Here is a 24,671-nt window from a genome sequence, read left to right on the forward strand (position 1 = left end):
CGCATCATCGTCCGAAATCCGCGTGTCGGGTGTCGGTGGGTCTGCCTAGGCTGACGGAGTGACGAGCACGACGGCCCCCGAGAGCACCGGTACGACGGCTCACCCGGCTCCGTGGCTGCCGCTGGCCGCGGTGAGCGTCACGCTGTTCTTCTGGGCGTCGGCGTTCGTCGCGATCCGCCACCTCGGCCACGACTTCTCCCCTGGCGCGCTCTCGCTGGGCCGGCTCGTCGTGGGCGCGATCTGCCTCGGCGCGGTCGCGCTGCCGCGCGGCCTGCCGCGCCCGACCGGCCGCCAGTGGGTCTCGATCGTCACGATCGGCGTGCTGTGGTTCGGCGTCTACAACGTCGCGCTCAACGCGGGCGAGCGGCGTGTGGACGCCGGCACCGCCGCGATGCTGATCCAGGTCTCGCCGGTGCTGATCGCCGTGCTGGCGGCGGTCTTCCTCAACGAGCGGTTCACGGCCTACCTCGCGGGTGGCCTCGCCCTCGCCTTCGCCGGCGTCGGCCTGATCAGCTTCTCGACCACCGAGGGGAGCGACCATGACCTCCTGGGCGTCGTCCTGTGCCTGACCTCGGCACTGGTCTACTCCATCAGCCTGATCCTCCAGAAGCCGCTGGTCGCCCGGCTGCCGGCGATCCACGTCACCTGGCTCGCCTGCACGGTGGGTGCGGTCGTGTGCCTGCCGTTCGCCGGGCAGCTCGTCGACCAGGCGCGGGACGCGCCGGTGTCGTCGAGCCTGTGGCTGGTCTACCTCGGCGTCTTCCCGACCGCGATCGCGTTCACGACCTACGCCTACGCCCTGCGTCACATGACGGCCAGCAACCTGGGCGTGACCACCTACCTGGTCCCGCCGATCACGATCGTGATGGGCCTGGTCTTCCTCGACGAGACCCCGCCGTCGATGGCGTACGTCGGGGGCGCGCTGGCGCTCGTCGGCGTCGCCGTCGCGCGGCGCAAGCCGCGTTCGGTCACCCGCCCGCCGGCGCCGGCCTGACCGGACCGGACCGGGCTTGGCAGCAGTCCCCGGCGTCGTCCATCATCGGCGGATGACGTCACCCTCCACGCTTCGGTGCCTGCTCGCCGTGGCCGCGGCCACGGTCCTGACCGTCGGCTGCGCGTCCACGCCGACCGTCGATCGTGCCGATCTCGAGCAGGAGGTCTCGTCCCAGCTCGAGAACGAGGTCGGCACGGCCCCGGACGACGTCGAGTGTCCCGACGACCTCGACGGCGAGGAGGGCGCCGACATCCGGTGCACGCTGACCGCCGGCCCCGACAAGGTCGGGCTGACGGTGACCGTCACCGGGGTCGAGGGCAGCAACGTGAGCTTCGACATCGAGGTCGACGACCTCGTGCAGGAGGGCGCCGCGGAGCAGTGATGCCGGCGTCGGGCGTGCCGCCGTCGGTCAGTGCTCGGGTTCCGCGTCCGACTCGAGCCAGCCGCGGAACGCCTCGAGGTTCTTCGTCGGCTCGCCTCGCAGCTTGCGCCACTCCCACTCCTTGCGGATCGAGGAGGCGAAGCCGAGCTCGAGGATGGTGTTGAAGGACTCGTCGGCGTAGGTGAGGACGGCACCGAGCACACGGTCGAGCTCCTCCGACGTGACCGCCGCGAGCGGGAGGCGGCCGTCGAGGTAGATGTCGCCGAGCCGGTCGACGGCGAACGCGACGGCGTACATCCGCAGGTTGCGCTCGAGTAGCCAGCGGTAGACGCGCTCGTGGTTCTCGTCGGGCTGGCGGCACACGAACGCGTGGACGCCGAGCGCGTGCGCACCGACGTCCAGCCGGACCGCGGTCTGGAGCTTGCGCTCGCCGGGCAGCGAGAACGAGAAGACGCCGTCGGCGACCTCGTCGTACTCCACCTCGGCCGCGGCGAGGTGGTCGCGGATCACCTGACCGGGGTCGCTGCCGGGGTCGCTCATCGGACCGTCTGGGCGAGCTCGACGCGGGCCTGGTCGTAGACCTCGAGCGTGCGCTCGGCGGTGCGCTCCCAGGAGAACTGCCGGGCCTGCTCGAGGGCGCCGGCCTCGAGCCGCAGCCGCAGCCGCTCGTCGGCGACGATGCGGTGCAGCGCGGCCGCCCAGTCGCGCGGGTCGTGCGTGTCGACGAGCAGCCCGCTGTGGCCGTCGCGCACGACCGTCGTCAGTCCGCCGACCGCGGCCGCGACCACCGGCGTGCCGGTGGCTTGGGCCTCGGCGGCGACGAGGCCGAAGGACTCGTTGTACGACGGGACCGCGACCAGCGTCGCGGCCGAGCACCAGCGTGCGAGGTCGGCCTGGGCGACGGGCGGGACGAAGCGCACCACGTCGTCGAGGCCGAGCTGCCCGGAGAGCTGCGCGAGCGACTCCGGGTGCTCGAGGCCGGAGCCCGAGGGGCCGCCGACGATCGGGACGACCAGCCGCGGGCGCAGGTCGGGGGCCCGCGCGAGGAGCTCGGCGACCGCGCGCAGGAGCACGTCGGGGGCCTTGAGCGGCTGGATCCGACCGGCGAACATCAGCACGGCGGCGTCGGCCGGGAGGCCCAGGGCGGCCCGGACCTCGGCCTTGTCGTGCGGGCGGAAGACACCGAGGTCGACGCCGGGGTGGACGACCTCGATGCGGGACGGCTCGGCGTCGTACAGGTTGAGGAGCTGCTTGGCCTCGAGGTCGGTGTTGGCGATGAGCATGTCGGCGGCCGCGACCACCTGCTCCTCGCCGATGACGCGGGCGGACGGCTCGGGCGCGTCGCCTGCGGCGAGGGCGTCGTTCTTGACCTTGGCCATCGTGTGCATCGAGTGCACGAGCGGCACGCCCCAGCGGTCGCGTGCGAGCGCGCCGACCTGACCCGAGAGCCAGTAGTGCGAGTGCACGGCGTCGTAGTGGCCCAGCGGCTGTGCCGCCTCGGCCCGCAGCACCTCGCGGGCGAAGACGCACAGCTGACCGGGCAGCTCCGCCTTGGTCAGCCCCTCGAACGGCCCGGCGTGGACATGGCGCACCGAGACTCCGTCGCCGTCGTCGACCACCGGGTCGAGGGCCGAGCTGGTGGCCCGCGTGAAGATGTCGACCTCGATGCCGCGACCGGCCAGCCGGCGGGCCAGCTCGATCACGTAGACGTTCATGCCGCCGGCGTCACCGGTGCCCGGCTGGTCGAGCGGGGAGGTGTGCAGGCTGATCATCGCCACACGCCGGATCGGCTCCACCAGGCACCTCGGTCATCTCGTCATACTGTCGGTCCGACACTGGTGAACACGTACCCACCCCCGATGATTCCCAACGGGCGTCTCAGCGGGCGTGCGCGCCCCTGGACCGGTGCCCGCCCGGGTCGTCCGAGCGCTCCGGCCGACGGCTCAGCGCCGCGGTCGCGACGACGACGGCACCGGCTCCGACCAGCGCGTGCACCAGACGCTCGTCGGCGCCGTCGGCGACGAGCTGCACCACCGACCAGACCAGCAGCGCGAAGCAGACGCCCACGATCGCGCGCAGCCACGTCGTGCTGCGGGTGACGAGGCTGGCCCCGGTCGCCACCGCGGCGCCGAGGAGGAGCGGCAGGCCGACCAGCTCGGCCGCGTCGGCGAGCGCCGTACGGTCGACCTGCTCCAGCGCGAGCGCCCCGATCCACGCGAGACCGCCGACGAGTCCCGCGAGAGGGGCGAGGATGCGCACCGGTCCATCTCCTTCCGGCCGACCGACCCTGGACGACTGGTGAGCCTCCCTCCTCCGCACGCCGGTGAAACGTGTTCCTGTCGACGGATCCCCGAGAATGAGGACATGACCTCCTCCGCGACCTCCCGGACCGCCGTCGTCACCGGCGCCAGCAGCGGCATCGGCGCCGCGACCGCCCGCCGGCTCGCTGCCGCCGGCTACCACGTCTTCTGCGCCGCCCGGCGGCGCGACCGGATCGACGCGCTGGCCGCCGAGATCGGCGGCACGCCGGTCGAGTGCGACGTGACGAGCGAGGAGTCCGTCGCGCACCTCGCGTCCCTGGTCGGTGACCGGCTCGACGTACTCGTCAACAACGCCGGCGGCGCCTTCGGCTCGGCGCCGGTGGGCGCGGCGGACGCCGACGACTGGCGGCGGATGTACGAGGTGAACGTGATCGGCCTGATGCAGGTCACCCGGGCCCTGCTGCCCGCGCTCGTCGCCAGCGGCGCGGGCGCGATCCTCAACGTCGGCTCCACCGCCGGACGGATCGCCTACGAGGGCGGCGCGGGCTACACCGCCGCGAAGCACGGCACGCAGGTCGTCAGCGAGACGCTGCGCCTGGAGCTGTGGGACCAGCCGGTGCGGGTCATGGAGATCGCGCCCGGCATGGTGAAGACCGACGAGTTCGCACTCGTGCGCTTCGAGGGCGACCGGCAGAAGGCGGACGCGGTGTACGCCGGGGTCGCGGAGCCGTTGACCGCTGAGGACATCGCCGACGCGATCACCTGGATGGTCACGCGCCCGCCCCACGTCAACGTCGACGAGCTCGTGATCCGTCCGCGCGCCCAGGCCGCCCAGCACAAGGTCCACCGCACCGCTGACCCGGCAGAGACTCTCTGACGGGTCAGCGTCTGCCAGACTCCTCGAATGCAGACGATCGGTCTCGTCGGAGGGCTGAGCTGGGAGAGCAGCGCGGTCTACTACCAGCAGCTCAACCGGGCCGTGGAGGAGCGGGTCGGCGGGCTGTCGTCCGCGAGGACGATGCTGGCCTCGGTGGACTTCGCCGAGGTGACCGCGCTGCAGGAGCAGGAGCGGTGGGACGACGTCGCCGACCTCCTGTCCGCGGCCGCCCGCGGGGTCGAGGCGGGCGGCGCGGACTTCCTGCTGCTGTGCACCACGACGTTCCACCGCGTCGCCGACCAGGTGGCCGAGGCCGTGGGGATCCCGCTGCTGCACCTCGCCGACGTGGTCGCGGATGCCTGCCGGGCGCAGGGGCTGGAGTCGGTGGGCTTCCTCGGCACGACGTTCGCGATGTCGCGGTCGTTCTTCACCGACCGGATCGCCTCCCACGGCTTGACCGTCCATGTCCCGGACGAGCGGCACCACGAGACCGTCAACCGGATCATCTACGACGAGCTCGTGCACGGGAAGGTGCTGGACGGCTCGCGGCGCACCGTCGTCGGCCTCGTCGACGAGCTCTGGGACGCGGGCGCCGGTGGCGTCATCCTCGGCTGCACCGAGCTCGAGCTGCTCGTCCACCAGGCCGACGCCGACATCCCGGTCTTCCCCGGCACCTCGCTGCACGTGGCGGCGGCGCTCGATCGCGCGCTGGGATAGTCCGTCACGAAGTGCCTGTCCCGGAGCGCTCCCAGGCAGCCATCTCGTGACGGACTATCGCGGTGCTACCGCCAGTGAGCACCCCGCGGGTCGGTGCGGGGCGACTCGAGGAGCAGGTCGGCGATGCGGCGCAGGTCGGCGGTGAGATGCTGCTCGGGCACCGTCGCGGCGTCGCCGCAGAGGTCGAAGTCGTAGACGAACCGGTCGGGCTGGGGTGGACCTCCGGCGACGGAGGCGAGGTCGACGCGGTCGACGAGGGCGGCGAGCTCCGGGCCGCGCGGGTCGTCGCCGTCGAGGTCGAGCTCGCCGGCGGTGCGGAGGCCGGCGAAGCCACCGGTACGCCGCACCGCGACCCGACGCGACGACGCCGCGGCCGAGCCCGGGTCGGGCGGCGGGGCGGAGGTGGACGGCGTGACCCCGACGGTCTCCCACGCGGTGCCGACCGCGTCCGCGGCCGACCCGGCGGCGGCGATCGTCGCCGCGGCGAAGCCCGCGAAGTCGGTGTCCGCGCCGACCGCGCCGCCGGTGAGCGCGGCGTACCAGACCCGTCCGGCACCCTCCCAGGTGGTGCCGCCGATCGCGACGGCGGCGAGCTGGAAGGCCCGGTTGGGGATGCCGGAGTTGAGATGCACGCCCCCGTTGTCCTCGCTGGTGACCACGAAGTCGGCCATCGAGCCGACCTGCGGGTCGCGGCCCAGCGCCGGGTCGTCGTACGCCGTGCCGGGAGCGGCCATGTCGCGCAGCGCCCGCGCCTGCACACCGGGCAGGAAGATCCCCTCGCCGATCAGCCAGTCGCCCTGGTCGGCCGTCTGGCCGAGCAGTCGCTGCTTGAGGCAGGCGGCGAACGCGTCGGACACGGACTCGTTCAGCGCGCCCGGCTGGTCGCGGTAGACGAGACCTGCGGAGTGCTCGGTGACCGCGTGGGTCAGCTCGTGACCGAGCACGTCGACCGGCCGGGTGAACCTCCCGAAGAGCTGCCCGTCACCGTCGCCGAAGACCAGCTGCGTGCCGTCCCAGAAGGCGTTGTCGTAGTCCCGGCCGTAGTGCACGGTCAGGCTCACCGGTGCACCGGCGTCGTCGTACGACGCGCGTCCGTAGACCTCCGCGAACAGTGCCAGCGCCGCGGTGATGCCGTCGGCCGCCTCGTCGACGGCGGCGTCGCCGGACGCTCCGTCACCCGCGGAGCGGACCGCTCGCCCGGGCAGGTCCGTGGTGTTGCCGGCGGTGTGCACCGTCCACGCGGGGCCCGGGACCGGGAGCGCCGGGGCCCGGGTCGGCACCGGCGTCGTGCGTCCGGCACGCAGCGCCTCGTCCACCACCAGGCTCGACGGGGCGACCCTGGCCAGCAGGTACGGCGGGACGAAGCGGCACGGCATCACGGTGCGCGGTCCGGCGGGAAGCCTCCGGTGGCGACCGGCCCCCACGCGTCGACGGTGATCCGGATCAGTGACTTGCCCTGGCTGCGCATCGCCGCGCGGTAGTCCTCCCAGTCCGGGTGCTCGCCCGCGATGCAGCGGTAGTACTCGACCAGTCCGTCCTCGGCCTCCCGCGCCGGCATGTCCAGCACCTCGGCCGTGCCGTCGACCTGGACCCACGCGTCGTCCCACTCGTCGGAGAGCACCAGCACCGACGCGACCGGCCGCTTGCGGAGGTTGGCGGCCTTCGCCCGGTCGGGGTAGGTCGAGATGACGATCCGGCCGGCGTCGTCGACCCCGCCGGTCACCGGCGAGACCTGCGGCCGGCCGTCGGCACGGGTGGTGACGAGCACGAGATGGTGCCGGCCGCGCACGAAGTCGAGCAGCTGGTCGCGGTCGACGCGGTCGGCGGTGGCGATGCGCGGCATGTGATCACCGTACGCACGATGCGGCCGACGGCGTACCCCGCCACTAGACTCGACCCTCGTGCCTACCACCACCCGCACCGACCTCCGCAACGTCGCGATCGTCGCGCACGTCGACCACGGCAAGACCACCCTCGTCGACGCGATGCTCCGCCAGGCGGGAGCCTTCACCGAGCACGAGGCCGAGAGCGTGGCGGAGCGCGTCATGGACTCCGGCGACCTCGAGCGCGAGAAGGGCATCACGATCCTCGCGAAGAACACCGCGATCCACTACACCGGCCCGTCGGCCCCCGACGGGATGACGATCAACATCATCGACACCCCCGGCCACGCCGACTTCGGCGGCGAGGTCGAGCGGGGGCTGTCGATGGTCGACGGCATCGTGCTGCTGGTCGACGCCTCCGAGGGCCCGCTGCCGCAGACCCGGTTCGTGCTGCGCAAGGCGCTCAACGCCGACATGCCTGTCGTGCTGGTCGTCAACAAGGTCGACCGCGGCGACGCCCGCATCGAGGAGGTCGTCGACGAGACCTACGAGCTCTTCATGGACCTCCTCGACGACAGCCACCGCCAGGACGCGCTCGACTTCCCCGTCGTCTACGCCTCCGGCAAGGCCGGCATCGCCAGCCTGGAGCAGCCCGACAACGGCCAGCTCCCCGACGGCACCGACCTCGAGCCGCTCTTCAGGACCATCCTCGAGACGATCCCCGCGCCGACGTACGACGAGGGCGCACCGCTCCAGGCCCACGTGACGAACCTCGACGCGTCTCCCTTCCTCGGCCGCCTCGCGCTGCTGCGCATCAAGCAGGGCAGCCTGCGCAAGGGCCAGACCGTCGCCTGGATCCGTCGCGACGGTGACGTCAAGAACGTCCGCATCACCGAGCTGCTCATCACCGAGGGCCTCGAGCGCAAGCCGGGAGAGTCCGCCGGTCCGGGCGACATCGTGGCGGTCGCGGGCATCCCCGAGATCACCATCGGCGAGACCCTCGCCGACTCCGAGAAGCCGGTCGCGCTGCCGCTCATCCACGTCGACGAGCCGGCGATCTCGATGACGATCGGCACCAACACCAGCCCGCTGGTCGGTCGCGTCAAGGGCGGCAAGGTCACCGCCCGCCTGGTCAAGGACCGCCTCGACGCCGAGCTGGTCGGCAACGTGTCGCTGCGGGTGCTCCCGACCGAGCGTCCGGACGCGTGGGAGGTGCAGGGCCGCGGCGAGCTGGCGCTCGCGATCCTCGTCGAGCAGATGCGCCGCGAGGGCTACGAGCTCACCGTCGGCAAGCCGCAGGTGGTCACCCGCGAGGTCGACGGCAAGGTCCACGAGCCCGTCGAGCGGCTGACGATCGACGCGCCGGAGGAGTACCTGGGCACGGTCACCGAGATGCTCGCGACCCGCAAGGGCCGCATGGAGCAGATGACCAACCACGGCACCGGCTGGGTGCGGATGGAGTTCCTGGTCCCCGCGCGCGGCCTGATCGGCTTCCGCACCGAGTTCCTGACCGCCACCCGCGGCACCGGCATCGCCCACCACATCTCGGAGGGCTACGAGCCGTGGGCCGGCGAGATCCGCTCGCGCGCCTCGGGCTCCCTGGTCGCCGACCGGTCCGGCGCGGCCACGGCGTACGCCATGACCTCGTTGCAGGAGCGCGGCGTGATGTTCGTCGAGCCGACGACCGAGGTCTACGAGGGCATGATCGTCGGCGAGAACTCCCGCGCCGACGACATGGACGTCAACATCACCAAGGAGAAGCAGCAGACCAACATCCGGTCGGCGACCTCCGACAACTTCGAGAAGCTGATCCCGCCGCGCAGGCTGTCGCTCGAGCAGTGCCTGGAGTTCTGCCGCGAGGACGAGTGCGTCGAGGTCACACCGGAGACGGTGCGGATCCGCAAGGTCGTGCTCGACCAGAACGAGCGGGCGAAGATCGCGAGCCGAGCGCGCAAGGCGAGCAGGTAGGGCCCGGAGTGAGGCACGGGCGGAGGGTTCCGCCCGCTCGTCGTCTGCGGGGCGAGCAGTTGCGCGGCGAGGTCGCGGCGCGGGCGCGGGCTCGCGACGAAGTCGCGCCGATCGCGGCGCGGGCTCGGACCCGCGACGAAGTTGCGCCGATCGCGGCGCGCGCTCGGAAGGCCAAGTAGGGCGAGGCGCCGGTGACCGAGGTTTCGGGGTCACCGATCGGCGCCGAAGGTCGAGGCGGCCACGACCGGCGAAGGAGGTCGTGTCGGCGCGTCTCGGAACCCGACGACGCGTCCGCCCGAACGGCGTACTTCTGTGGCAACGCCTGCGGTTCTCGGGTGTTGCAACGCCCGAGAGGTGCAGGAATACCCGGTGCACCGGGTATTCCGCGACGCCGCCTCCACCCCCACCCGACGCAGCGCAGTTAGCGGTAGAGGCAACCGAAAGGTGCACCCGGAGCGTCCTCTGTATCATGCTGGCACATGTCCACAACCGCACCGGACATCGGTTGCCCCGGCCCGCGCCACCGCGTGACGAGGGTGCACCAGTGGTCGGGCTAGCACGACAGCTCTCGGGGGAGACGATGGCGGAGGAGCGGCGCAACGCCGTTCTCGTACTGGGTGCGGGGACCTCGGGTCCCGGCACGGTGGCCGGCGTGCTGAGCATCCTCGGCATGCACGCCCCGACCCTCGAGCACGGCTCCGCACCCTGGGTCGCCGAGCTGCACGAGCGCCTGCTGGCGCGCGCGAACATCGCGGTCGACGACGCCCGTCCCGAGGCATGGTTCGACGCCGGCCGGATGAGCACGCAGGACCAGAACCGTGAGCGCGTCGAGCGCTGGCTCGACACCGTCCTCACCGACGAGGTGGACGAGATCGTCATCGAGGACGCCGGGCTCCCGTGGTTCCTCGACCTGTGGGCGGGGGCGGCGTCGCGGCTCGACGTCGACGTCGCCCACGTGCTGACGGTCAGCCCGCCGTCCCACGTGATCTCGGCCGGCAGGGACGACCGGAGCCCGCTCGGCCAGGCGATCTCGTGGCTCAACCTGATGCTGCACACCGAACGCGCCACCCGTGGCGGACGGCGCATGGCGATCCGCCAGGCCGACCTCGTCGAGGACTGGACGGTGCCGATCTACGCGCTCGGCGAGCAGTGGGGACTGCGGTCGGTCGTCGAGGCCAACGCACGTGACCTGCGCGCCGTGCACGACTACCTCGACCAGGCACCCCGGCCCGGACCGACCGGTGAGCTGCGGCTGCCCGAGCCGGCGCAGACGCTGGTCCAGTCCACCGCGGCCGCTCTCGACCGGCTGGCGGAGGGCACGGACGACGAGCAGCTCCACCGCGAGCTCGACGACCTCCGCGTCGCCTTCATCGAGCTCTACGAGCAGGCCGCCGAGATCGCCGACTCGTCCGTGCGCGCCGCCGAGCGGCGGCTGCGGCGGGCCAAGGACCGTTTCGAGAAGGAGCGTCGCGAGCTCGCCAGGGATCGCGACCAGGGCGGCCTCGCCGGCCGCCTCGCCGTACGGAGGGGAGGCCGGTCATGGCGCCGACGCCCGGCCTGAGCGCCGTCACGCTCGAACCCGAGGTCGCCGACCACCAGGTGGCCCGCCTGTCGGGTGCGTCCACGCCCGGGGTGACCGCGGTGCTGCGGGTCCGCAACGAGGCGCACTCGCTGCCCTGGTCGCTCCCGCAGCTGCTGCGGTCGACCGACGAGGTCCTGCTGGTCGACAACCGGTCGACCGACGACACCCCCGCCATCGCGGTCGAGATCGCCGACCGGCACGGGCTGGGCGACCGGCTCCGGGTGGTCGACTACCCCTACCGGCTGAGCCGGTGCGGCCCCGAGCACCTCGACACGCCGCCGGAGTCGGCACACAGCCTGGTCCGGTTCAACAACTGGGCCGAGTCGCTCGTGACCACGTCGTACGTCGTGAAGTGGGACGGCGACATGGCGCTCACCCGCGACGGCGAGCGGGCGCTCTCGGCGTTCGGCTGGCAGGTGCAGCACCGCCGGATCAACCTGCGGCTCCCCCGCCACCCGCTCTACGTCGAGAGCGACCGCGTCGCCTACCTCGACCTCGCGATGCGCAACCGCGAGCACTTCGGGCACCCGGTGCTGCCGGGCTTCTCCTACGCCAAGGCGTTCGAGTGGGAGTTCCTGCTCTACCCCGAGGGCACCCCGCACCACAACCTGCCCGAGGGCTCGTGCGTGGAGCTCAAGCACCTCGACGACGACGAGTTCGGCCACTGGACCGACCCCGACGCGTTCCTCACCAGCGCCCGCACCCAGCGCAAGCGCCGGGAGTACATGACGTTCGACGCCGTGCGCACGGGCGACTGGCAGCAGATCCCCGGTCTGCACCGCATCGAGGCGCCGGAGGACATGCACGTCATCGAGTACGTCGTGGAGACCTGGCTGCCGAAGGCGCCCCGGCCGCTGGACGCCTCAGCGTCGTAGCTCGCGCACCACGCGCAGCAGTTCACGTGCGCGGTCGTCGAAGGAGAGACCCGTCTCGGCGACCGGCAGGTCCGGCGCGGCCAGCGCGGCGTCGTACGCCGTCCGCAGGTCGGCCGCGCTGCGGCACACCTGCACGCGCCCGGGGAACAGCTCCGCCACCCCGGCCACGTCGTCGCACAGCACCTGCGCGCCGCACGCGACCGCGTCGAACACCCGGTTGGCCACGAACCCCCGCCGGGCCATGTCGGGCCAGTGGTCCGCGATCACGACCGCGTGTGCCCGGTAGAGCTCGCCGAGCCGGTCGTTGGGCAGGTGCTCGGCTCGCCAGACCCCCGGCGGCAGCCCGTCCCAGGCGCGGCCGTAGACCTCGATCGGCACGCCCGCCTCCACCGCCCGGTGGACCATGGGCCGGGTGCGGTCCTCGGCGCTGCCGACGAACACCGCCACCGGCGAGCGGTCGCCGCCACCGGCCACCGCGGGCAGGCCGGTCGCCTGCAGCAGCGGGAGCACCGGCCGCCCGAGAGCCCGGGCGCGCTCCTGGGCCCACGGCACCGAGGCGGCACAGACGACGTCGGCACCCGCGAGCTCGTCGTCCGCGATCTCGTCGGGGTGGCTGATCACCCACACCACCGAGGTCTGCCCGGGGCCGGGGTCCACCCGCTGCCGGCCGCGGAGCACCAGCGACACGTCGTCGTACGCCGTGGCGGCGGAGACGTGCGCGTCGCGCCGGTGGACCACGGCGTCCTGCCCGAGCCGGCGCAGCGCCCCGGCGAGCTCCTCGGCGAAGTGGGTGTCGCCCCACTGGTCGCCCCAGTGCCCCCCGGTCGACGGGATCCGCAGTCCCCAGCGCAGCCGCGCGGGGTCGGGCCGCAGCCGCCCCACGACGGCCGGTCTCGCGGCGGGCACCGGCTGCCCGTCGTCGGCCACGGGGAGCGCGAGCTCCCAGCCGAGGTCGGCGTACACCTCGCGCTCGGGCTCCGGCAGGCGGCCGGACCAGCGCCGGACGAAGGTCCGCCGGTTGTCCATCGCCTTCGCGAACCGACCGGGCGATTGGCTCTCGTAGTGGGTCACGACCGAGCGGGTGGCGACCCGGAACCCCCCGGGCCGCAGCTCCAGCGCACGCAGCGACAGGTCGACGTCCTCGAAGCCGTTGCGGTAGGCGGGGTCGAAGCCGCGCAGCGCCACCACGTCCTCCGCCCGCAGGGCCAGGGCCGCGGCCGTCGCCGCCGAGAACCGGCGACCCTCGACCGCGTCGGCGTCGGCGCGGGGGTGACCCACGAGCAGGTGCGCCGGCAGCAGGCCCGCGTCGAGGAAGACGGTGCCGGCGGCCTGGATCGTGTCGTCGGGGAAGACCAGCAGCGACTGGGCGCCCGCGAGCTCGGGATCGTCGAGCGGGGCGAGGAGCGGCGGCAGCCAACCGTTGCGCGCGCGGGTGTCGTTGTTGAGGAAGACCACGCGGCCACCGGTCGAGTGCGCGAAGCCGACGTTGGAGCCGCCGGCGAAGTCGGTGTTCCTGGGCAGGTGGACCACCCGCACGGCCTCGACGGCGGCGAGGGCGGCAGCGAGCGCCAGTGAGACGTGGGGCTGCGACCCGTTGTCGACGACGACGACCTCCACGTCGGCGCCGTCGCTCTCGTCGACCGCCGCGGTGGCCGCGCGCACGGTCATGAACCAGTCCTCGTACGTCGGGATCACCACCGACGTCCGGCCCGGGATCCGCTCCGCGAGCCGGGCACGCTCGGCCTCCCAGTCGACCAGGGGATCGGGCAGCTCGGTGCGGTCCCGGGCCCCGAGGTCGTGGGCGACCTGCAGCAACGCGGCGCGAGCCTGGTCGGGGCCGGCGCCGAGCTCCTCGGCCTCCACGTGCTTGAGCACGGCGCCGACGCGGCCGGCGCGGAAGGCCCGGCGTACCGGCTGCGGCAGCCGCGCGAAGTCGACGAACGGGTTGAACGTCAGCCGCGCGGGCATCCCCTCGGTGACGGCGTGGAGCGCCGCGTCGTCCTCGGAGCCGAAGGACCTGTCGACGAGGGCGCCGTAGAACTCGACGTCGAGCAGGCCCGAGCGCACCAGCCGTGCCGCGCGCCGCTGGGTCTGGTCGCTCTCGCTCACGGCAGCAGACTCTATGTGGCACGCCGAGGGTGGTGGCTTCGAGGCTCGGCGGTGGTTTCGAGACGGTTGCCAGCGCAACCCCCCCAACCACCGCGGTCGGTGGTTGAGGAAGGCGCCCTGGCGCCTGTCTCGAAACCACCGAGGTCGAGGGCCACGAGAGCGGTGGCCTAGGATCGCGTGGCGATGGCAGACCCGGCACTCAGCAAGCTCCTCGACGGCGCGTCCGAGCCGGTCGTGGTGCTCCACGATCCCGGGGTCGAGCTCCGGGGCCTGCCGGCCGGGGTGACGCTGTCGACCACCGGCCACGACCTGCCGGGGCTCCCCCACCGCTGGGGCCTGGTCGTGCTCGCGTGCACCGACGTCCTGTCGCTGCGGCGCTGGGCCTCGGTGCTGCCCGGCCTCGGCCGCACCCGGGTCGTCGCCTGCCTGCTGGTCGAGGCCGAGCGGCCGGTGACGCTGGTGCCGCGACCGGAGTGGCCGATGCTGACCGCCCTGAACGCCCGCCGGGTCGCCAGCGGGGCGACGCTGACGGTGGCCCGCTTCGAGAGCGGCGTCCGCGCCGAGCTGGTGCTCCGCGAGCTGGCGCGGACCGCGGCGCCCGGGCGGGCGGCGTACGCCGGGCTCGTCGCAGCCACCACCCGGCCGGACCCGGCGACGGCTCCGCCGGTCGACCCGGGCCTCCAGGTGCTCGCCCGCCCGGCGGATGCCGTCGACGAGGGCCGCACCATCCCGCCCGACGTCGTGCTCGGCAGCACCCAGACCCTCCCGGCCCACCACGTGATCGACCGGCCGCCCACCACCTCGACCGACGCACGGCTGCTGCGCGCGCCGGTCGACGAGGCGGTGCTCAACCCGGCCGGCTACCTCAAGGACGCCGAGCTGTCGACGGCCGCGCTCGAGGCGGCGCCCGACGGCCGGCTGCTGCTGCGCGGAGACGGCCTCGACCACTCGTTGAGCGCCGAGCAGGGCGCGACGCCGACCGCGGTCCGGCTGCTGCGCCCACACCGCGGCGTGCGTGTCTCCTGGCCTCCGGCCGAGCCGGAGCGGCTCGTGCGCACGGTCGCCGGCCTGGCCGCTGCGGGCGTGCCGCTGGTCGCGGACGACGTACCGGCAACGGCGCGGGCCGGGCTCGGCGACCGGCTCGCCGATCTGCTGCTCGCGCGCCCCGACCTCGGCTCGTCGCTCCCTCGCGACGAGCACAGCGTGCGCCTGCGGCGCGCCGGCCTGCTGGAGCACTCCGCGCTCGCGTGGCGCCGGCGGCTCGCCGCGGCCGCCGGCCTGCCGTTCCGGCCGTTCCCGAGCGTCACCGCGGTGCTCGCGACCAAGCGGCCGCACCTGCTCGGCCATGCCCTCCGGCAGGTCGCCAAGCAGCGCGGCGCCGACGTCGAGGTCGTCGTGGCCGCGCATGGCTTCGACGCGGACCCCGACCTCGTCCGCGCCCACGTCGGCGACCGGTTCGTGCTGCGGACCTTCGACGAGTCGACGTTCTTCGGCGACGTCCTCAACGGCGGTGTCGACGCGGCGTCGGGCGACCTGGTGCTGAAGATCGACGACGACGACTGGTACGGCCCCGACTTCGTCGCCGACCTGCTGCTGGCGCGCCACTACTCCGGGGCCGAGGTCGTCGGCACCACCGTCGAGTACGCCTACCTCGCCCCGATCAACCGCACCATCCGCCGTCGCGACGACAGCGAGCGGATCGCGCAGTTCGTCGCGGGCGGCTCGATCATGACCGACCGCGCCTCGCTCACCGCCGCGGGACGCTTCCGCCGGGTGCGGCGGTACGTCGACGCCCAGCTGCTCGACGCCGCGCGCCAGCAGGGGCAGTCGATCTACCGGTCCCACGGCCTGGGCTACATGCTCCGGCGCACCGCGGCGGGTCACACGTGGGACCCCGGGCTCGAGTACTACCTCTCCGAGGAACGCCTGGAGGAGTCGTGGGACGGGTTCCATCCCAGCGCCCTGCTCGAGCACGACGAGTCCGAGGTGCCCGACGAGGCGAGGTCGCCATGAGCACCCAGCCACGGGTCAGCGCCAACGACTGGCGGGTCCTCGATCCGCCGGCGCTCGGCGCCTGGAGGCCGAGCCTGTCGGTGACGGTGGTGATCCCCGCCTACCGGCCACACCGACTGCCCCTGGTGCTGGCCGCGCTGGCGGCGCAGAGCTACCCGGACCACCTCCTCGAGGTCGTCGTGGTCGACGACCACTCCGACCCGCCGGTCGAGCTGCCCGAGGTCCGCCCGGCCAACACCCGACTGCTGACGACCGAGCACCGGTGGTCGAAGTCCAACACCTGCCGCACCGGCATCGACCGCAGCGACGGCGACGTCATCCACTTCCTCGACAGCGACATGGTCCCCGCCCATCGCGAGGTCGAGGCCCACCTGCGGTGGCACCACGTCGTCGACTACGCGGCGGTGCTCGGCTTCCGGACCTTCGTCCCCGAGGACGCGCTCGACCACCTGACGCCGACCGCGCTGCACGACCACGTCGCCGCGGGCACCGACCTGCACACCCTGGTCGTCGGCGACCAGGTCCCGCAGGAGTGGACCGAGCGGATCCTGGCCGAGACCGACGGCCTGGCGGCGGCCGGACCGCGGGCCATGCGCCTGCACGTCGGCGCCTCGACGTCCGTGACCCGGGCGCTGGCGTCGAGCTCGGCGGGCCTGCCCCCCGAGCTCGACCTGGGCGAGGACATCGTGTTCGGCTACCGGCTGCGCGAGGCCGGGGCGGTCTTCGTGCCCGACCGCGCCGCTGTCTCGATCCACCTCGGGCAGTCGAGCGTGATGTCGAGGACCGCGCAGGTCAACCGCTTCAACCACCCTCACTTCGCCCAGCTCGTCCCCGAGTTCCGCGGGCACCGCCGCGCGGTGTCGCGCTCCTACGCCGTGCCGTACGCCGAGGTCGTGCTGCCGGTCGCCGGCGCCACCGCCGAGGAGGTCTGCGCCGTCGTCGACACCCAGCTGGCGTCCACGTTGCCGGACCTCGTCGTCACCCTCGTGGGCTCGTGGGCCGATCCCACGACCCGGGGGCCGGTCCTGGACGACCCGGCTCTCGAACAGCGACTGGTGCGCACGACGTACGAGCACGAGCCTCGGGTGCGCCTGGTGTCCGAGCCCGCGCCGCGGTCCGACGCGACCTTCCGCGTCACCCTGCCGGGCACGGGGGCGTTCCCTGCCGGCAAGGCCCTGGCCCAGCTGCTGCGCCGCATGGAGCTCGAGCACCTGGGGTGCGTCGACGTCGACCTGCCCGACGGCTCAGTCGCCCGCGTCGTGCGCACCCAGGCGCACGCCCGCGCGCTGCGCACGTGCGCGGACCGGTCGGAGTACGACGACGCGCTGGCGGCCTGCTACCCGGCGACCCGGGAGTCCGCCGCGCGCGCCGGCTTCGTGACCGACGACGAAGCGCCGCCGGTCAAGCAGGTGCGGGGCCTGGTGGGCTGGGGCGTCGGGCGCGCCGACCGCGACTGACGCCGCCAGCACCGGGGCAGAGGTCCGGCGTCAGGGACGCCAGACCCGCACCCAGTCGACCAGGGTGGTCTGCGGCAGGTCGGACTCCTTGGGCAGCAGCTCCAGCTCGTAGTTGGAGCTGAGGTTGCTCAGGATCAGGAACTCGTCGACCTCGGCGATGCCTTCCTCGAGGACCGAGGTGATCTGGCCGTCGATGCGGAAGACGTACTTCTCGGGCGTCCACTCGACGGAGAACACGTGGTAGCGCTTCCACCACTTCTTCCCGTACTGGCCCGGGTCCTCGATCCAGCCTCCGGACTTCACCTTGTCGTCGCCGTCGGCATAGTGGACGTAGCTCGCCAGCCCCGTGTGCGGCCGGCGGCCGAACCACTCGATGACGTCGATCTCCGCCCCACCGCCCATGCCATCGGCCGGCTGCATCCAGAAGGCGGCGTGCTGGCCACGCTCCTGGTGGAACTTCATCCGCGCCGCGGCGAAGCCGTACTTGAACCGGAACGAGCTCTCCGTGCCGAAGTTGGCGTTCAGGCGGTGGTCGTACTGCTCGCCCTCGTACTTGCAGGGGCCGGACGCATCGGGGTCCAAGGCGACCGACATCGCCGCCACACCGCCGCCCACCTCGACCATGCTGGGGTCGGGCTTGGAGCAGTCGCGTGCCTCGACGCTGTATCCCTGGAGCCGGTGCATCCAGCGGTCGCCGAGGGAGTCGCCGTCGAAGGGCTCGTCGAACGCGAGCTTCTCCTCCCAGACCTTCGACTCGAGCTGCTCGCTGCGCACGCCCTCGCCGGCCACCAGGCGGTAGGTCTGCGGTTCGCCCTCGACCCGGTAGGGCGCCACGAACACGACGTTGCCCTCGGTGTCCTGCTCGTCGGTGTCGATCACGGACCACTCGTCGTCGCGGCGCACCTCGAGCTGGACCGTCTCACCCCCGACCGCCGGCTCGACCGAGCCCTCGATGGTGAGGTCGGCCTTGTCGGCCTTGTGGGCCTTCTCCCCGGTGTCGACGACGGGCGGCAGCATCCGGGCGACGATGCCGTCCTTCGCAGGCTCGTCCTCGTCGTCGCCCGAGCAGCCGGCCGCGGCCACGGCAAAAGCCGCCGCGACCACGAGGGTCGCGGCGGCCTTGCGGTGCGCACGAGCGCTGCGAAGGAACGTCGTCACAGCTTCCAGACCCGCACCCAGTCCACGGACGAGCCCTGGGGCAGCTTCTTCTCCTTCTTCATGTACTTGAGCTGGTAGTCCGAGCTCAGCTGGCTCAGCAGCAGGAACTGCTCGCGACCGGAGACGCCCTTCTTGATGACGCTCGTCACCTGGCCGTCGATGTAGAAGGTGTAGGAACGCGGCGTCCACTTGACCGAGAACACGTGGTACTTCTTCGACCACTTGTTGCCGTACTGCTGCGGCTTCTTGATCCAGGAGCCGACCTTCACGCCGTGGTTCTTGCGCGGCACGTAGTGGATGTAGCTGGAGAGACCACCGGAGGGGTGCTTCTCCCCGAACCACTCGACGACGTCGATCTCGGCGCCGGTCTTGCGGGCGCTGCCGTACTCGGCGACACGGTTGGTGGGCTGCAGCCAGAAGCCGAAGTGCTGGCCACGCAGGCGGTTGAGCTTCACGCGCGCGGCGGCGTACCCGTACTTGAAGGCGAAGGCGCCCTCGGTGCCGATCATGGCGTTGGTGCGCCAGGCGAAGCTCCTGTGGTCGTACTTGCAGCGACCCGGCCGCGCCTTGTCCTCGCCGACGACCAGACGGGCGACGTTGTGGCCGACCCTCGTGTTGGCGGCCTCGGTGCGGGAGCACTCGCGCAGGCCCGCGTGGCCGTAGTCCTGCTCACGGAAGGACCAGGTGGACGCGTCGAGGTCGGAGCCCGAGAACTCGTCGGTGAACTGCTCCTTGTAGGTCCACTTCAGCGTCGAGACCTTCTTGCTGACCGTGGTCGGCATGCCGGAGCCGGTGGCCCGCAGCCGGTAGGTCACGGCCTTGCGCTTGCGGAGGTACGGCGCGGCGATCTGCACCACGCCGGACTTGTCCTGGCGGGCGGCGCCGGCCCTGACCCACTTCTTGCCGGCCTTGCGGTCGAGGATGACGGTGCGGCCCGGCTTCTTCGGCCGGAACGTGCCGGCGACGACCACCTTGGCCCGGTCGGAGCGGGCCGGCCGCTTCCCGACGCTGGAGATCGGCGGGGTCAGCTCGATCTTCACACGCTGCTTGGCCTTCTTCTTCTGGACGTGGGCCTTGCTGGCAGGGGCGGCGGTTCCGGCCGGCGCGTCGACGGTGGCGACGGCGAGGCCGGCACCGACGGTGAGCGCCAGCGCAGCAGCAAACGTTCGGAGGGAGGTCATGAGTTCCAATCAGTCAGTCGAGCTTCACTCGACGGGCGGTCAGGAGATCTCGGCAGGGGCAGCGCCATGATAGGTACATTCATTGGCGTGGCCCCAACTGGCGGCACCTGTCGGTGTGCCGTGCGTGGGACGAGCATAGGGAGAGTTCATGACGCAGAGCGCGAGCCCGACGTCGTCGGGCCGGCGGGTCGTCATGATCGTCGGCTCGGGACGCAGCGGCACCAGTGTGATGGCCTGCACACTGCAGCAGCTCGGCATGCGCGTCCCCGCGCCGGAGGTGCCACCGGACGCGACGAACCCCAAGGGCTTCGGTGAGTCGCAGTGGCTGGTCGACTTCCACGACAGGCTCCTCCAGCGGGCGAACGTCACCGTGTCGGATGCTCGCCCGCGGGCCTGGTTCGCGACCAGCAAGCAGAGCACCAACGAGCGCTTCCGCCGGCAGGCGAGCACCTGGCTCGAGGGCCAGTTCGAGGACGCGGACGAGGTCGTCCTCAAGGACCCGCGCCTGGTCTGGTTCCTGGGCCTGTGGGAGAGCGCCGCCCTCCACGTCGGCGTCACGCCGGTCTTCATCAGCATGCTGCGCCCCCCGGCCGAGGTGATCGGCAGCAAGCACCACCACTACTCCTCCCGCGTGAGCCTCGAGAGCAGGGCGGCGTCGTGGGTCAACCTCGTGCTGCACACCGAGCGCGCCACGCGCGGCAAGGCGCGCGCGTTCGTCCGCTACCACGACCTGCTCTCCGACTGGACCGTCCCGGTGCACCACCTCGGCGAGGAGTTCGGGCTCGACGCCGTGCTGTCGGCCTCGGCGAAGGATCTGCGCGGTGTCTACGAGCTGATTGACCCCTCGCTCTACCGGGTACGTTCCACCGACGTGGAGGTACCGATCAGGGGAGACCTGAAGTCGCTGATGGACGGCACCCAGGAGCTCGCGGAGCGCCTCGCCGACGGCAAGGACGACTCCGACGCACACGACCTCTCCGACCGGCTGCGCACCGACTACCTCGACCTGTACGAGCAGTCCGAGGCGATCGCCGACTCCACGACGCAGGCCGTCGGCCGCAAGCTCCGCAAGCGGCACGCCCGGGCCCTCGACCAGGCGCTCACCCAAGCCGGTGGCCAGGAGCGCGAGCCCGCGTCCGCCGTCGAGCCGCCACCGCGTCGGCAGCGCAAGTTCCGGCGCGGCGGGAGCTGACCACGATGAGCACCGTCGCCCGCGGCCGTCCGGCGCCCCCCGCCACCGGCATCGACGCCGGACAGGTGACGCGCAACCGCGAGGGCGAGCCCGACTACGACATCCACTGGCCGTGGCACCGCCCCCAGCGGCCCGGCCTGACGGCGGTCCTGCGCGTGCGCAACGAGGCACACAACCTGCCCTGGGTGCTGCCGCCGCTGCTCGAGGCCGTGCCGTTCGTCGTCATCGTCGACAACCAGTCCTCCGACGGCACGCTCGAGACCGCGCAGCGGATCGTGGCCGACCTCGGCGCGGCCGACCGGGTGACGCTCACGTCGTACCCCTTCGTGGTCAGCCGGTGCGGCCCCGAGCACCTCGCGACGCCCGCCGACTCGGTGCACAGCCTCACCCACTTCTACAACTGGTCGTTCTCGCACGTGACCACGGCGTACGCGATGAAGTGGGACGGCGACATGGTGCTCACCCCCGAGGGCGTCGCGGCGGTGCGCGACCTCTCGTGGCAGCTCGAGGGCGAGGAGGTCATGGTGCTGTTCCCGCGCCTCCCCCTCTACATCGAGTCCGAGTCGGTCGGCTACCTCGACGCGAGCTCGCGCAACATGGAGCCGTGGATCCACCCGGTCGGCCCGGCGTACACGTTCGTCAAGGGCTTCGACTGGGAGGTCTGGCAGCACCCCGACGACATGGAGCGGCTCGTAATGCCCCTGGGCACGTTCGTCGAGCTCAAGTGGCTCGACCACGACGAGTTCGCCCACTGGACCGACCCGAGCGCGTTCACCGACAATCGGTCGCCGCGCAAGGTCCGCGAGTACCACGTGCACTCCACGCTCCGCGTCGGCCGGGCCGACGAGCTCGACCACGTCTTCCGCATCGAGGCCCCGCCCGGCGTGCACATCGTCGACCATGCGGCCCGGTTCTGGCTGCCGCGGCACGCCCGTGGGCTGCCCCAGCCGGGCCGGCGCAACAACGGCGACGGCGACGAGAACTAGCTGCCCCTGCGCGTCCTCCCCTGCTCGACGTCGACGCGCTCCGGTGTCTCGCGCGGTGTGACGGGTGCGGTGCCTGTGGTGGTCGTGGCCCCCGCCGTGGCTGCTGTAACGGTGGTTCGTGGGATCTTCTGACCCGTCATGACGGGGCAGCAGTGCCCACAACACCCCGTTACATCGGACCCGCCGCCCGACCCGCCGCCCCCGAGCCACCGCCCCGCCGCTACCTCAGCTTCTGCGTGCCCGCCGGATGCCGCTACCTCAGCTTCTGCGTGCCCGCCGGATGCCGCTACCTCAGCTTCTGCGTGCCCGCCGGATGACGTACGGCGCCAGGTCGTCGATCGAGGTCCCGAACCGGGCATGGGTGTCGGTGATCTCCCGGTGCAGGCGAGCCATGGTCTTGTCCCACGTGCCTTCCTGGACCTCGTCCCAGACGACGCGTGACATGCCGGTCTTGAAGCCGCAGAGCCAGTCCTGGCGCCGCTTCTCCTCCCAGACCACGTCCTCCGGGCGACGGTCGGCGTACCCGCCGTCGGACTCCCGCAGGTACTTGAACCGGCCGTCGAACTCGATGAGGTGTCTGCCCACCCGGAAGTCGACCCACGCGACGCGGCCACCCTCCTGGACACCGAACTGCGGGTGGACCACGCCGAGTGCGAGCTGCTCGAGCATCAGCTTGACAAGGGCCTCGCCCGGGTTCTCGCACCGGCCGTCGGCCAGAGCGATTGCCGTCCGGGCCGCGGTGACGTAGGGCCAGTGGGTCATCGGCTCGATGGCGGCCGACATCGCCTTGCGTGTCACGCCGGCCCGGAGGGCGGAGCTTGCGGCGACGATCCCGTGCCGCATGCCGTGCTCGCGCCCGATGTCCGCCACCGTACGCGGAAGGTCGAGCACTGGGTGGCCGTCGACGAACATGATCTGCTCCGGCTCGACCGGCGCCTGATGATGCTTGATACCGTGCCTGGTTCGCCCGCCCAGGTGACCGACGCGGGTGACGTGCACCAGCCGCGGCGTCGCCTCGAGGATCGGCAGGCCCTGGAGGTAGGCCGAGGAGTCGTGGCTGATGCTGTGGAAGCTCTTCGTCACCAGCACCGCGGCCCAGACCTCGAGGCGCGGCCGGCCGACGTACACGTCGAGTGACTCCCAGTGGACGCGGGTCGTGTACACACCGCGTCGCACCGCGACCCAGTCACCGGTGCGCAACAGCTTGCGCAGGGCGTCCGCATCGATCCCGGATGCGAGTGCCTGTCTGCGGGTGATCAGGCTGTGCTGGTGCGCGAAGTGCCAGGCGAACGTCGGCTTCATGCCTCGACGATCTGCGATCAGGCGGACGGCGCGACCGACCCGATCTCCTCCCTGTGGACAGGCCCGTCGGCAGGCGCGCTGTCGACGGTTTCTGGGCCGGTGCGCGGTCTGACCCCGAAGCCGGGATTGCTGTAACGGTGGTTCGTGGGATCTTCTGACCCGTCATGACGGGGTGGAAGATCCCCCGACACCCCGTTACAGCGCGGACGGCGCCTACCCCAGCCGCCGCCCGGAGGGCGAGGTCGCCTGGATGGCGATGCCGGCCATCCCGGCCACGAAGAGCAGGATCGTCACCTTGCCGAGCCAGTCCGGCAGCAGCGCGGAGCAGGCGATGGCGACGACGTGCAGGAGCAGGGCGAAGGGGACCCAGCGGGGGACGGTGCCGGCGCGCAGCAGCGCGATGCCGAGCAGCAGCTCGCCGAGGACGAAGCCGATGATCCAGGCGTAGAGGAACACCAGCAGGCCGGCGTCCTCGGCCACCTCGTCGAGGCCCTGACCGACGATGGTGTCGGTCACGACGAGGGACCGGAAGAAGACCATGAGCATCGCGTAGCCGGAGGTGCCGATGAAGCCGAACGCCAGGACGACGACGCTGACGAGGCCCAGCGCCCGGCCGCGCTGCTCGAAGAGCACCACGATCGCGGGCAGCCCGAGCGAGAGGCACACGGAGGCGACGAAGAAGATCACGGCGGCGGCCATCCACACCCCGCCCTGCTCCTGCACGACGCGCAGCGCCTCCGCCGTGCCGTCGCTCGAGGGCAGCAGGATCGAGGCGCTGGCGAGCGCGAGCGCTCCCGTGAGCAGGAGCGCCGCCGAGACCGGCAGCCATTCCATCCGCACCTGCACACGGTAGAGGTACGCCGGGCCGCCCGTCCGCAAACCGATCAGGAGGCGAGGCGTCTACCGAAGGTCGGTGAGGCGGTGCACCTGCTCGACCGCGGAGTCGGTGGGGATGAGCTGCACCTCGTCGCAGCCGAGGTCCTCGATGCGCCCCAGCAGGTCGCGGAGATCGGCCACGGATCCGGCGAACCCGGCGGTGGCGGCGAGCGCGTCGACGTGCTGCCCCGGGATCCAGTTCATGTAGTGCCGCAGGTGCCGCCGGATCTGTCCACGCGCCTCGTCGACCGGACCGAGCGCGAACCAGAACGACGTCGTCACCCGCGGCGGCGGTCGTCCGGCGCAGGCCCAGGCGGACCGGGTCAGCGAGAACAGCCGCGCCATCTCCGACAGGTCGACGTCGAGAGACATGCCGGCCAGCCCGTCCGCCCACGCGGCGGCGCTGCGGATCGTGCGCGGCCCGAGCGTGCCGACGAGCAGCTCGGGGCCGCCCGGCCGCACCGGCGCGGGCCCGACGGGCAGCACCGACTCGACCACCCGTTCACCGGCCCACACCCGCTTCATCACCGCGACCCGCGCGGCCATCTCCGCCATCGTCCTCGTGGCCGGCGGCGCACCGGCCGCCCGGTAGTCCTCGTCCCGCCCGCCGACGCCCAGCCCCACCGACAGCCGGCCGCCACACAGCCGGTCGCCGGTCGCGAGTGCCTTGGCGAGCGAGACCGGGTCGTGCAGCTGGGGTACGACGACCGTGGCCGTCAGCCGGACCCGCGACGTCCACGCGGCGACCGCGCCCAGCAGGGTCAGCGAGTGGGGGTTGTCGAACGCCATCCGCTCGCCCCAGCACAGCGACGACCACGCGCCCTCGTCGACCGCGCGTGCCCAGGACTCGAGCGTCGCTGCCCCCGCCTCCCAGAGGTCGGGCTCCATGACCGGCAACGTCATCCCCACCTGCATGCG

Annotated in this window: 22 protein-coding genes; 11 read left to right on the forward strand and 11 right to left on the reverse strand. The window is 72.4% G+C overall.

Annotated elements, in window-relative coordinates; translation table 11 throughout:
* Positions 1–58 precede the first annotated feature (58 nt).
* Positions 59–994 carry a DMT family transporter gene (locus PZ894_RS15320; RefSeq protein ID WP_275746078.1) on the forward strand — a complete coding sequence of 312 codons (936 nt, stop codon included), beginning with the start codon at positions 59–61 and terminating at the stop codon, positions 992–994.
* Between the two features lie 52 nt (positions 995–1,046).
* On the forward strand, positions 1,047–1,376 hold the full coding sequence (locus PZ894_RS15325; RefSeq protein WP_275746079.1) for a DUF4333 domain-containing protein: 330 nt from the start codon (positions 1,047–1,049) through the stop codon (positions 1,374–1,376).
* A 27-nt stretch (positions 1,377–1,403) separates the two neighbouring features.
* Here the strand turns inward: PZ894_RS15325 and PZ894_RS15330 are convergent, their stop codons facing one another.
* From PZ894_RS15330 to PZ894_RS15340, 3 genes are all read right to left on the reverse strand, one after another.
* Entirely contained in the window at positions 1,404–1,916 is a 513-nt protein-coding gene (locus PZ894_RS15330) for a YbjN domain-containing protein (RefSeq protein ID WP_275746081.1), read from the reverse strand.
* Positions 1,913–3,148, reverse strand: a complete 1,236-nt coding sequence (mshA, locus tag PZ894_RS15335) for a D-inositol-3-phosphate glycosyltransferase (protein ID WP_275746418.1) — start codon at positions 3,146–3,148, stop codon at positions 1,913–1,915. Before mshA ends, PZ894_RS15330 begins: the two co-directional genes overlap by 4 nt.
* Positions 3,149–3,254: 106 nt before the next feature.
* Positions 3,255–3,635: a hypothetical protein gene (locus tag PZ894_RS15340; RefSeq protein ID WP_275746083.1), complete on the reverse strand. Its 381-nt coding sequence runs from the start codon at positions 3,633–3,635 to the stop codon at positions 3,255–3,257.
* Positions 3,636–3,740: 105 nt separating this feature from the next.
* Between PZ894_RS15340 and PZ894_RS15345 the strand changes: the two genes are divergently transcribed.
* Positions 3,741–4,514: an SDR family NAD(P)-dependent oxidoreductase gene (locus PZ894_RS15345; RefSeq protein ID WP_275746084.1), complete on the forward strand. Its 774-nt coding sequence runs from the start codon at positions 3,741–3,743 to the stop codon at positions 4,512–4,514.
* A gap of 27 nt (positions 4,515–4,541) precedes the next feature.
* On the forward strand, positions 4,542–5,231 hold the full coding sequence (locus tag PZ894_RS15350; RefSeq protein ID WP_275746085.1) for an amino acid racemase: 690 nt from the start codon (positions 4,542–4,544) through the stop codon (positions 5,229–5,231).
* Positions 5,232–5,296: 65 nt separating this feature from the next.
* Here PZ894_RS15350 and PZ894_RS15355 read toward each other — a convergent pair whose 3' ends face one another.
* Together PZ894_RS15355 and PZ894_RS15360 are read right to left on the reverse strand one after the other, a co-directional pair.
* Positions 5,297–6,655: a protealysin inhibitor emfourin gene (locus PZ894_RS15355; RefSeq protein ID WP_275746087.1), complete on the reverse strand. Its 1,359-nt coding sequence runs from the start codon at positions 6,653–6,655 to the stop codon at positions 5,297–5,299.
* Positions 6,607–7,074 (reverse strand): PPOX class F420-dependent oxidoreductase, encoded by a 468-nt coding sequence (locus PZ894_RS15360; RefSeq protein ID WP_275746088.1) that lies wholly within the window; start codon positions 7,072–7,074, stop codon positions 6,607–6,609. The genes PZ894_RS15355 and PZ894_RS15360 overlap by 49 nt, the downstream gene beginning before the upstream one ends.
* A gap of 58 nt (positions 7,075–7,132) precedes the next feature.
* On the opposite strand from PZ894_RS15360, the gene typA reads away from it, so the two are divergent.
* The 3 genes from typA to PZ894_RS15375 all read left to right on the forward strand — a co-directional run bounded on the left by typA (position 7,133) and on the right by PZ894_RS15375 (position 11,479).
* On the forward strand, positions 7,133–9,022 hold the full coding sequence (typA, locus tag PZ894_RS15365; protein ID WP_275746090.1) for a translational GTPase TypA: 1,890 nt from the start codon (positions 7,133–7,135) through the stop codon (positions 9,020–9,022).
* A 544-nt stretch (positions 9,023–9,566) separates the two neighbouring features.
* Positions 9,567–10,583, forward strand: coding sequence for a hypothetical protein (locus tag PZ894_RS15370; protein ID WP_275746091.1), 1,017 nt, complete (start codon positions 9,567–9,569; stop codon positions 10,581–10,583).
* Positions 10,562–11,479 carry a glycosyltransferase family 2 protein gene (locus PZ894_RS15375; protein ID WP_275746093.1) on the forward strand — a complete coding sequence of 306 codons (918 nt, stop codon included), beginning with the start codon at positions 10,562–10,564 and terminating at the stop codon, positions 11,477–11,479. The genes PZ894_RS15370 and PZ894_RS15375 overlap by 22 nt, the downstream gene beginning before the upstream one ends.
* On the opposite strand, the gene PZ894_RS15380 is transcribed toward PZ894_RS15375, so the two are convergent.
* On the reverse strand, positions 11,468–13,588 hold the full coding sequence (locus PZ894_RS15380; RefSeq protein WP_275746095.1) for a glycosyltransferase: 2,121 nt from the start codon (positions 13,586–13,588) through the stop codon (positions 11,468–11,470). The genes PZ894_RS15375 and PZ894_RS15380 overlap by 12 nt on opposite strands.
* Before the next feature lie 183 nt (positions 13,589–13,771).
* Here PZ894_RS15380 and PZ894_RS15385 point away from each other — a divergent pair, with 183 nt between their 5' ends.
* Positions 13,772–15,601 carry a glycosyltransferase family A protein gene (locus PZ894_RS15385; RefSeq protein ID WP_275746097.1) on the forward strand — a complete coding sequence of 610 codons (1,830 nt, stop codon included), beginning with the start codon at positions 13,772–13,774 and terminating at the stop codon, positions 15,599–15,601.
* Positions 15,598–17,058 carry a glycosyltransferase gene (locus PZ894_RS15390; protein ID WP_275746099.1) on the forward strand — a complete coding sequence of 487 codons (1,461 nt, stop codon included), beginning with the start codon at positions 15,598–15,600 and terminating at the stop codon, positions 17,056–17,058. The genes PZ894_RS15385 and PZ894_RS15390 overlap by 4 nt, the downstream gene beginning before the upstream one ends.
* 30 nt (positions 17,059–17,088) lie before the next feature.
* Here PZ894_RS15390 and PZ894_RS15395 read toward each other — a convergent pair whose 3' ends face one another.
* Positions 17,089–18,216 carry a glycoside hydrolase family 16 protein gene (locus PZ894_RS15395; protein WP_275746101.1) on the reverse strand — a complete coding sequence of 376 codons (1,128 nt, stop codon included), beginning with the start codon at positions 18,214–18,216 and terminating at the stop codon, positions 17,089–17,091.
* Positions 18,213–19,397, reverse strand: a complete 1,185-nt coding sequence (locus PZ894_RS15400; protein ID WP_275746103.1) for a glycoside hydrolase family 16 protein — start codon at positions 19,395–19,397, stop codon at positions 18,213–18,215. Before PZ894_RS15400 ends, PZ894_RS15395 begins: the two co-directional genes overlap by 4 nt.
* Positions 19,398–19,545: 148 nt before the next feature.
* Between PZ894_RS15400 and PZ894_RS15405 the strand changes: the two genes are divergently transcribed.
* On the forward strand, positions 19,546–20,589 hold the full coding sequence (locus PZ894_RS15405; RefSeq protein ID WP_275746104.1) for a sulfotransferase family protein: 1,044 nt from the start codon (positions 19,546–19,548) through the stop codon (positions 20,587–20,589).
* Positions 20,590–20,594: 5 nt separating this feature from the next.
* Positions 20,595–21,575: a glycosyltransferase family 2 protein gene (locus PZ894_RS15410; protein ID WP_275746106.1), complete on the forward strand. Its 981-nt coding sequence runs from the start codon at positions 20,595–20,597 to the stop codon at positions 21,573–21,575.
* A 291-nt stretch (positions 21,576–21,866) separates the two neighbouring features.
* Here the strand turns inward: PZ894_RS15410 and PZ894_RS15415 are convergent, their stop codons facing one another.
* The 3 genes from PZ894_RS15415 to PZ894_RS15425 all read right to left on the reverse strand — a co-directional run bounded on the left by PZ894_RS15415 (position 21,867) and on the right by PZ894_RS15425 (position 24,668).
* Positions 21,867–22,877 carry a type IV toxin-antitoxin system AbiEi family antitoxin domain-containing protein gene (locus PZ894_RS15415; protein ID WP_275746108.1) on the reverse strand — a complete coding sequence of 337 codons (1,011 nt, stop codon included), beginning with the start codon at positions 22,875–22,877 and terminating at the stop codon, positions 21,867–21,869.
* A gap of 213 nt (positions 22,878–23,090) precedes the next feature.
* Positions 23,091–23,717 (reverse strand): hypothetical protein, encoded by a 627-nt coding sequence (locus tag PZ894_RS15420; RefSeq protein ID WP_275746109.1) that lies wholly within the window; start codon positions 23,715–23,717, stop codon positions 23,091–23,093.
* Positions 23,718–23,777: 60 nt separating this feature from the next.
* Positions 23,778–24,668, reverse strand: a complete 891-nt coding sequence (locus PZ894_RS15425; RefSeq protein ID WP_275746111.1) for an LLM class flavin-dependent oxidoreductase — start codon at positions 24,666–24,668, stop codon at positions 23,778–23,780.
* Between the last annotated feature and the right edge of the window lie 3 nt (positions 24,669–24,671).

Source organism: Nocardioides sp. YIM 152315 (genome assembly GCF_029210375.1).
Taxonomy (GTDB): Bacteria; Actinomycetota; Actinomycetes; order Propionibacteriales; family Nocardioidaceae; genus Nocardioides.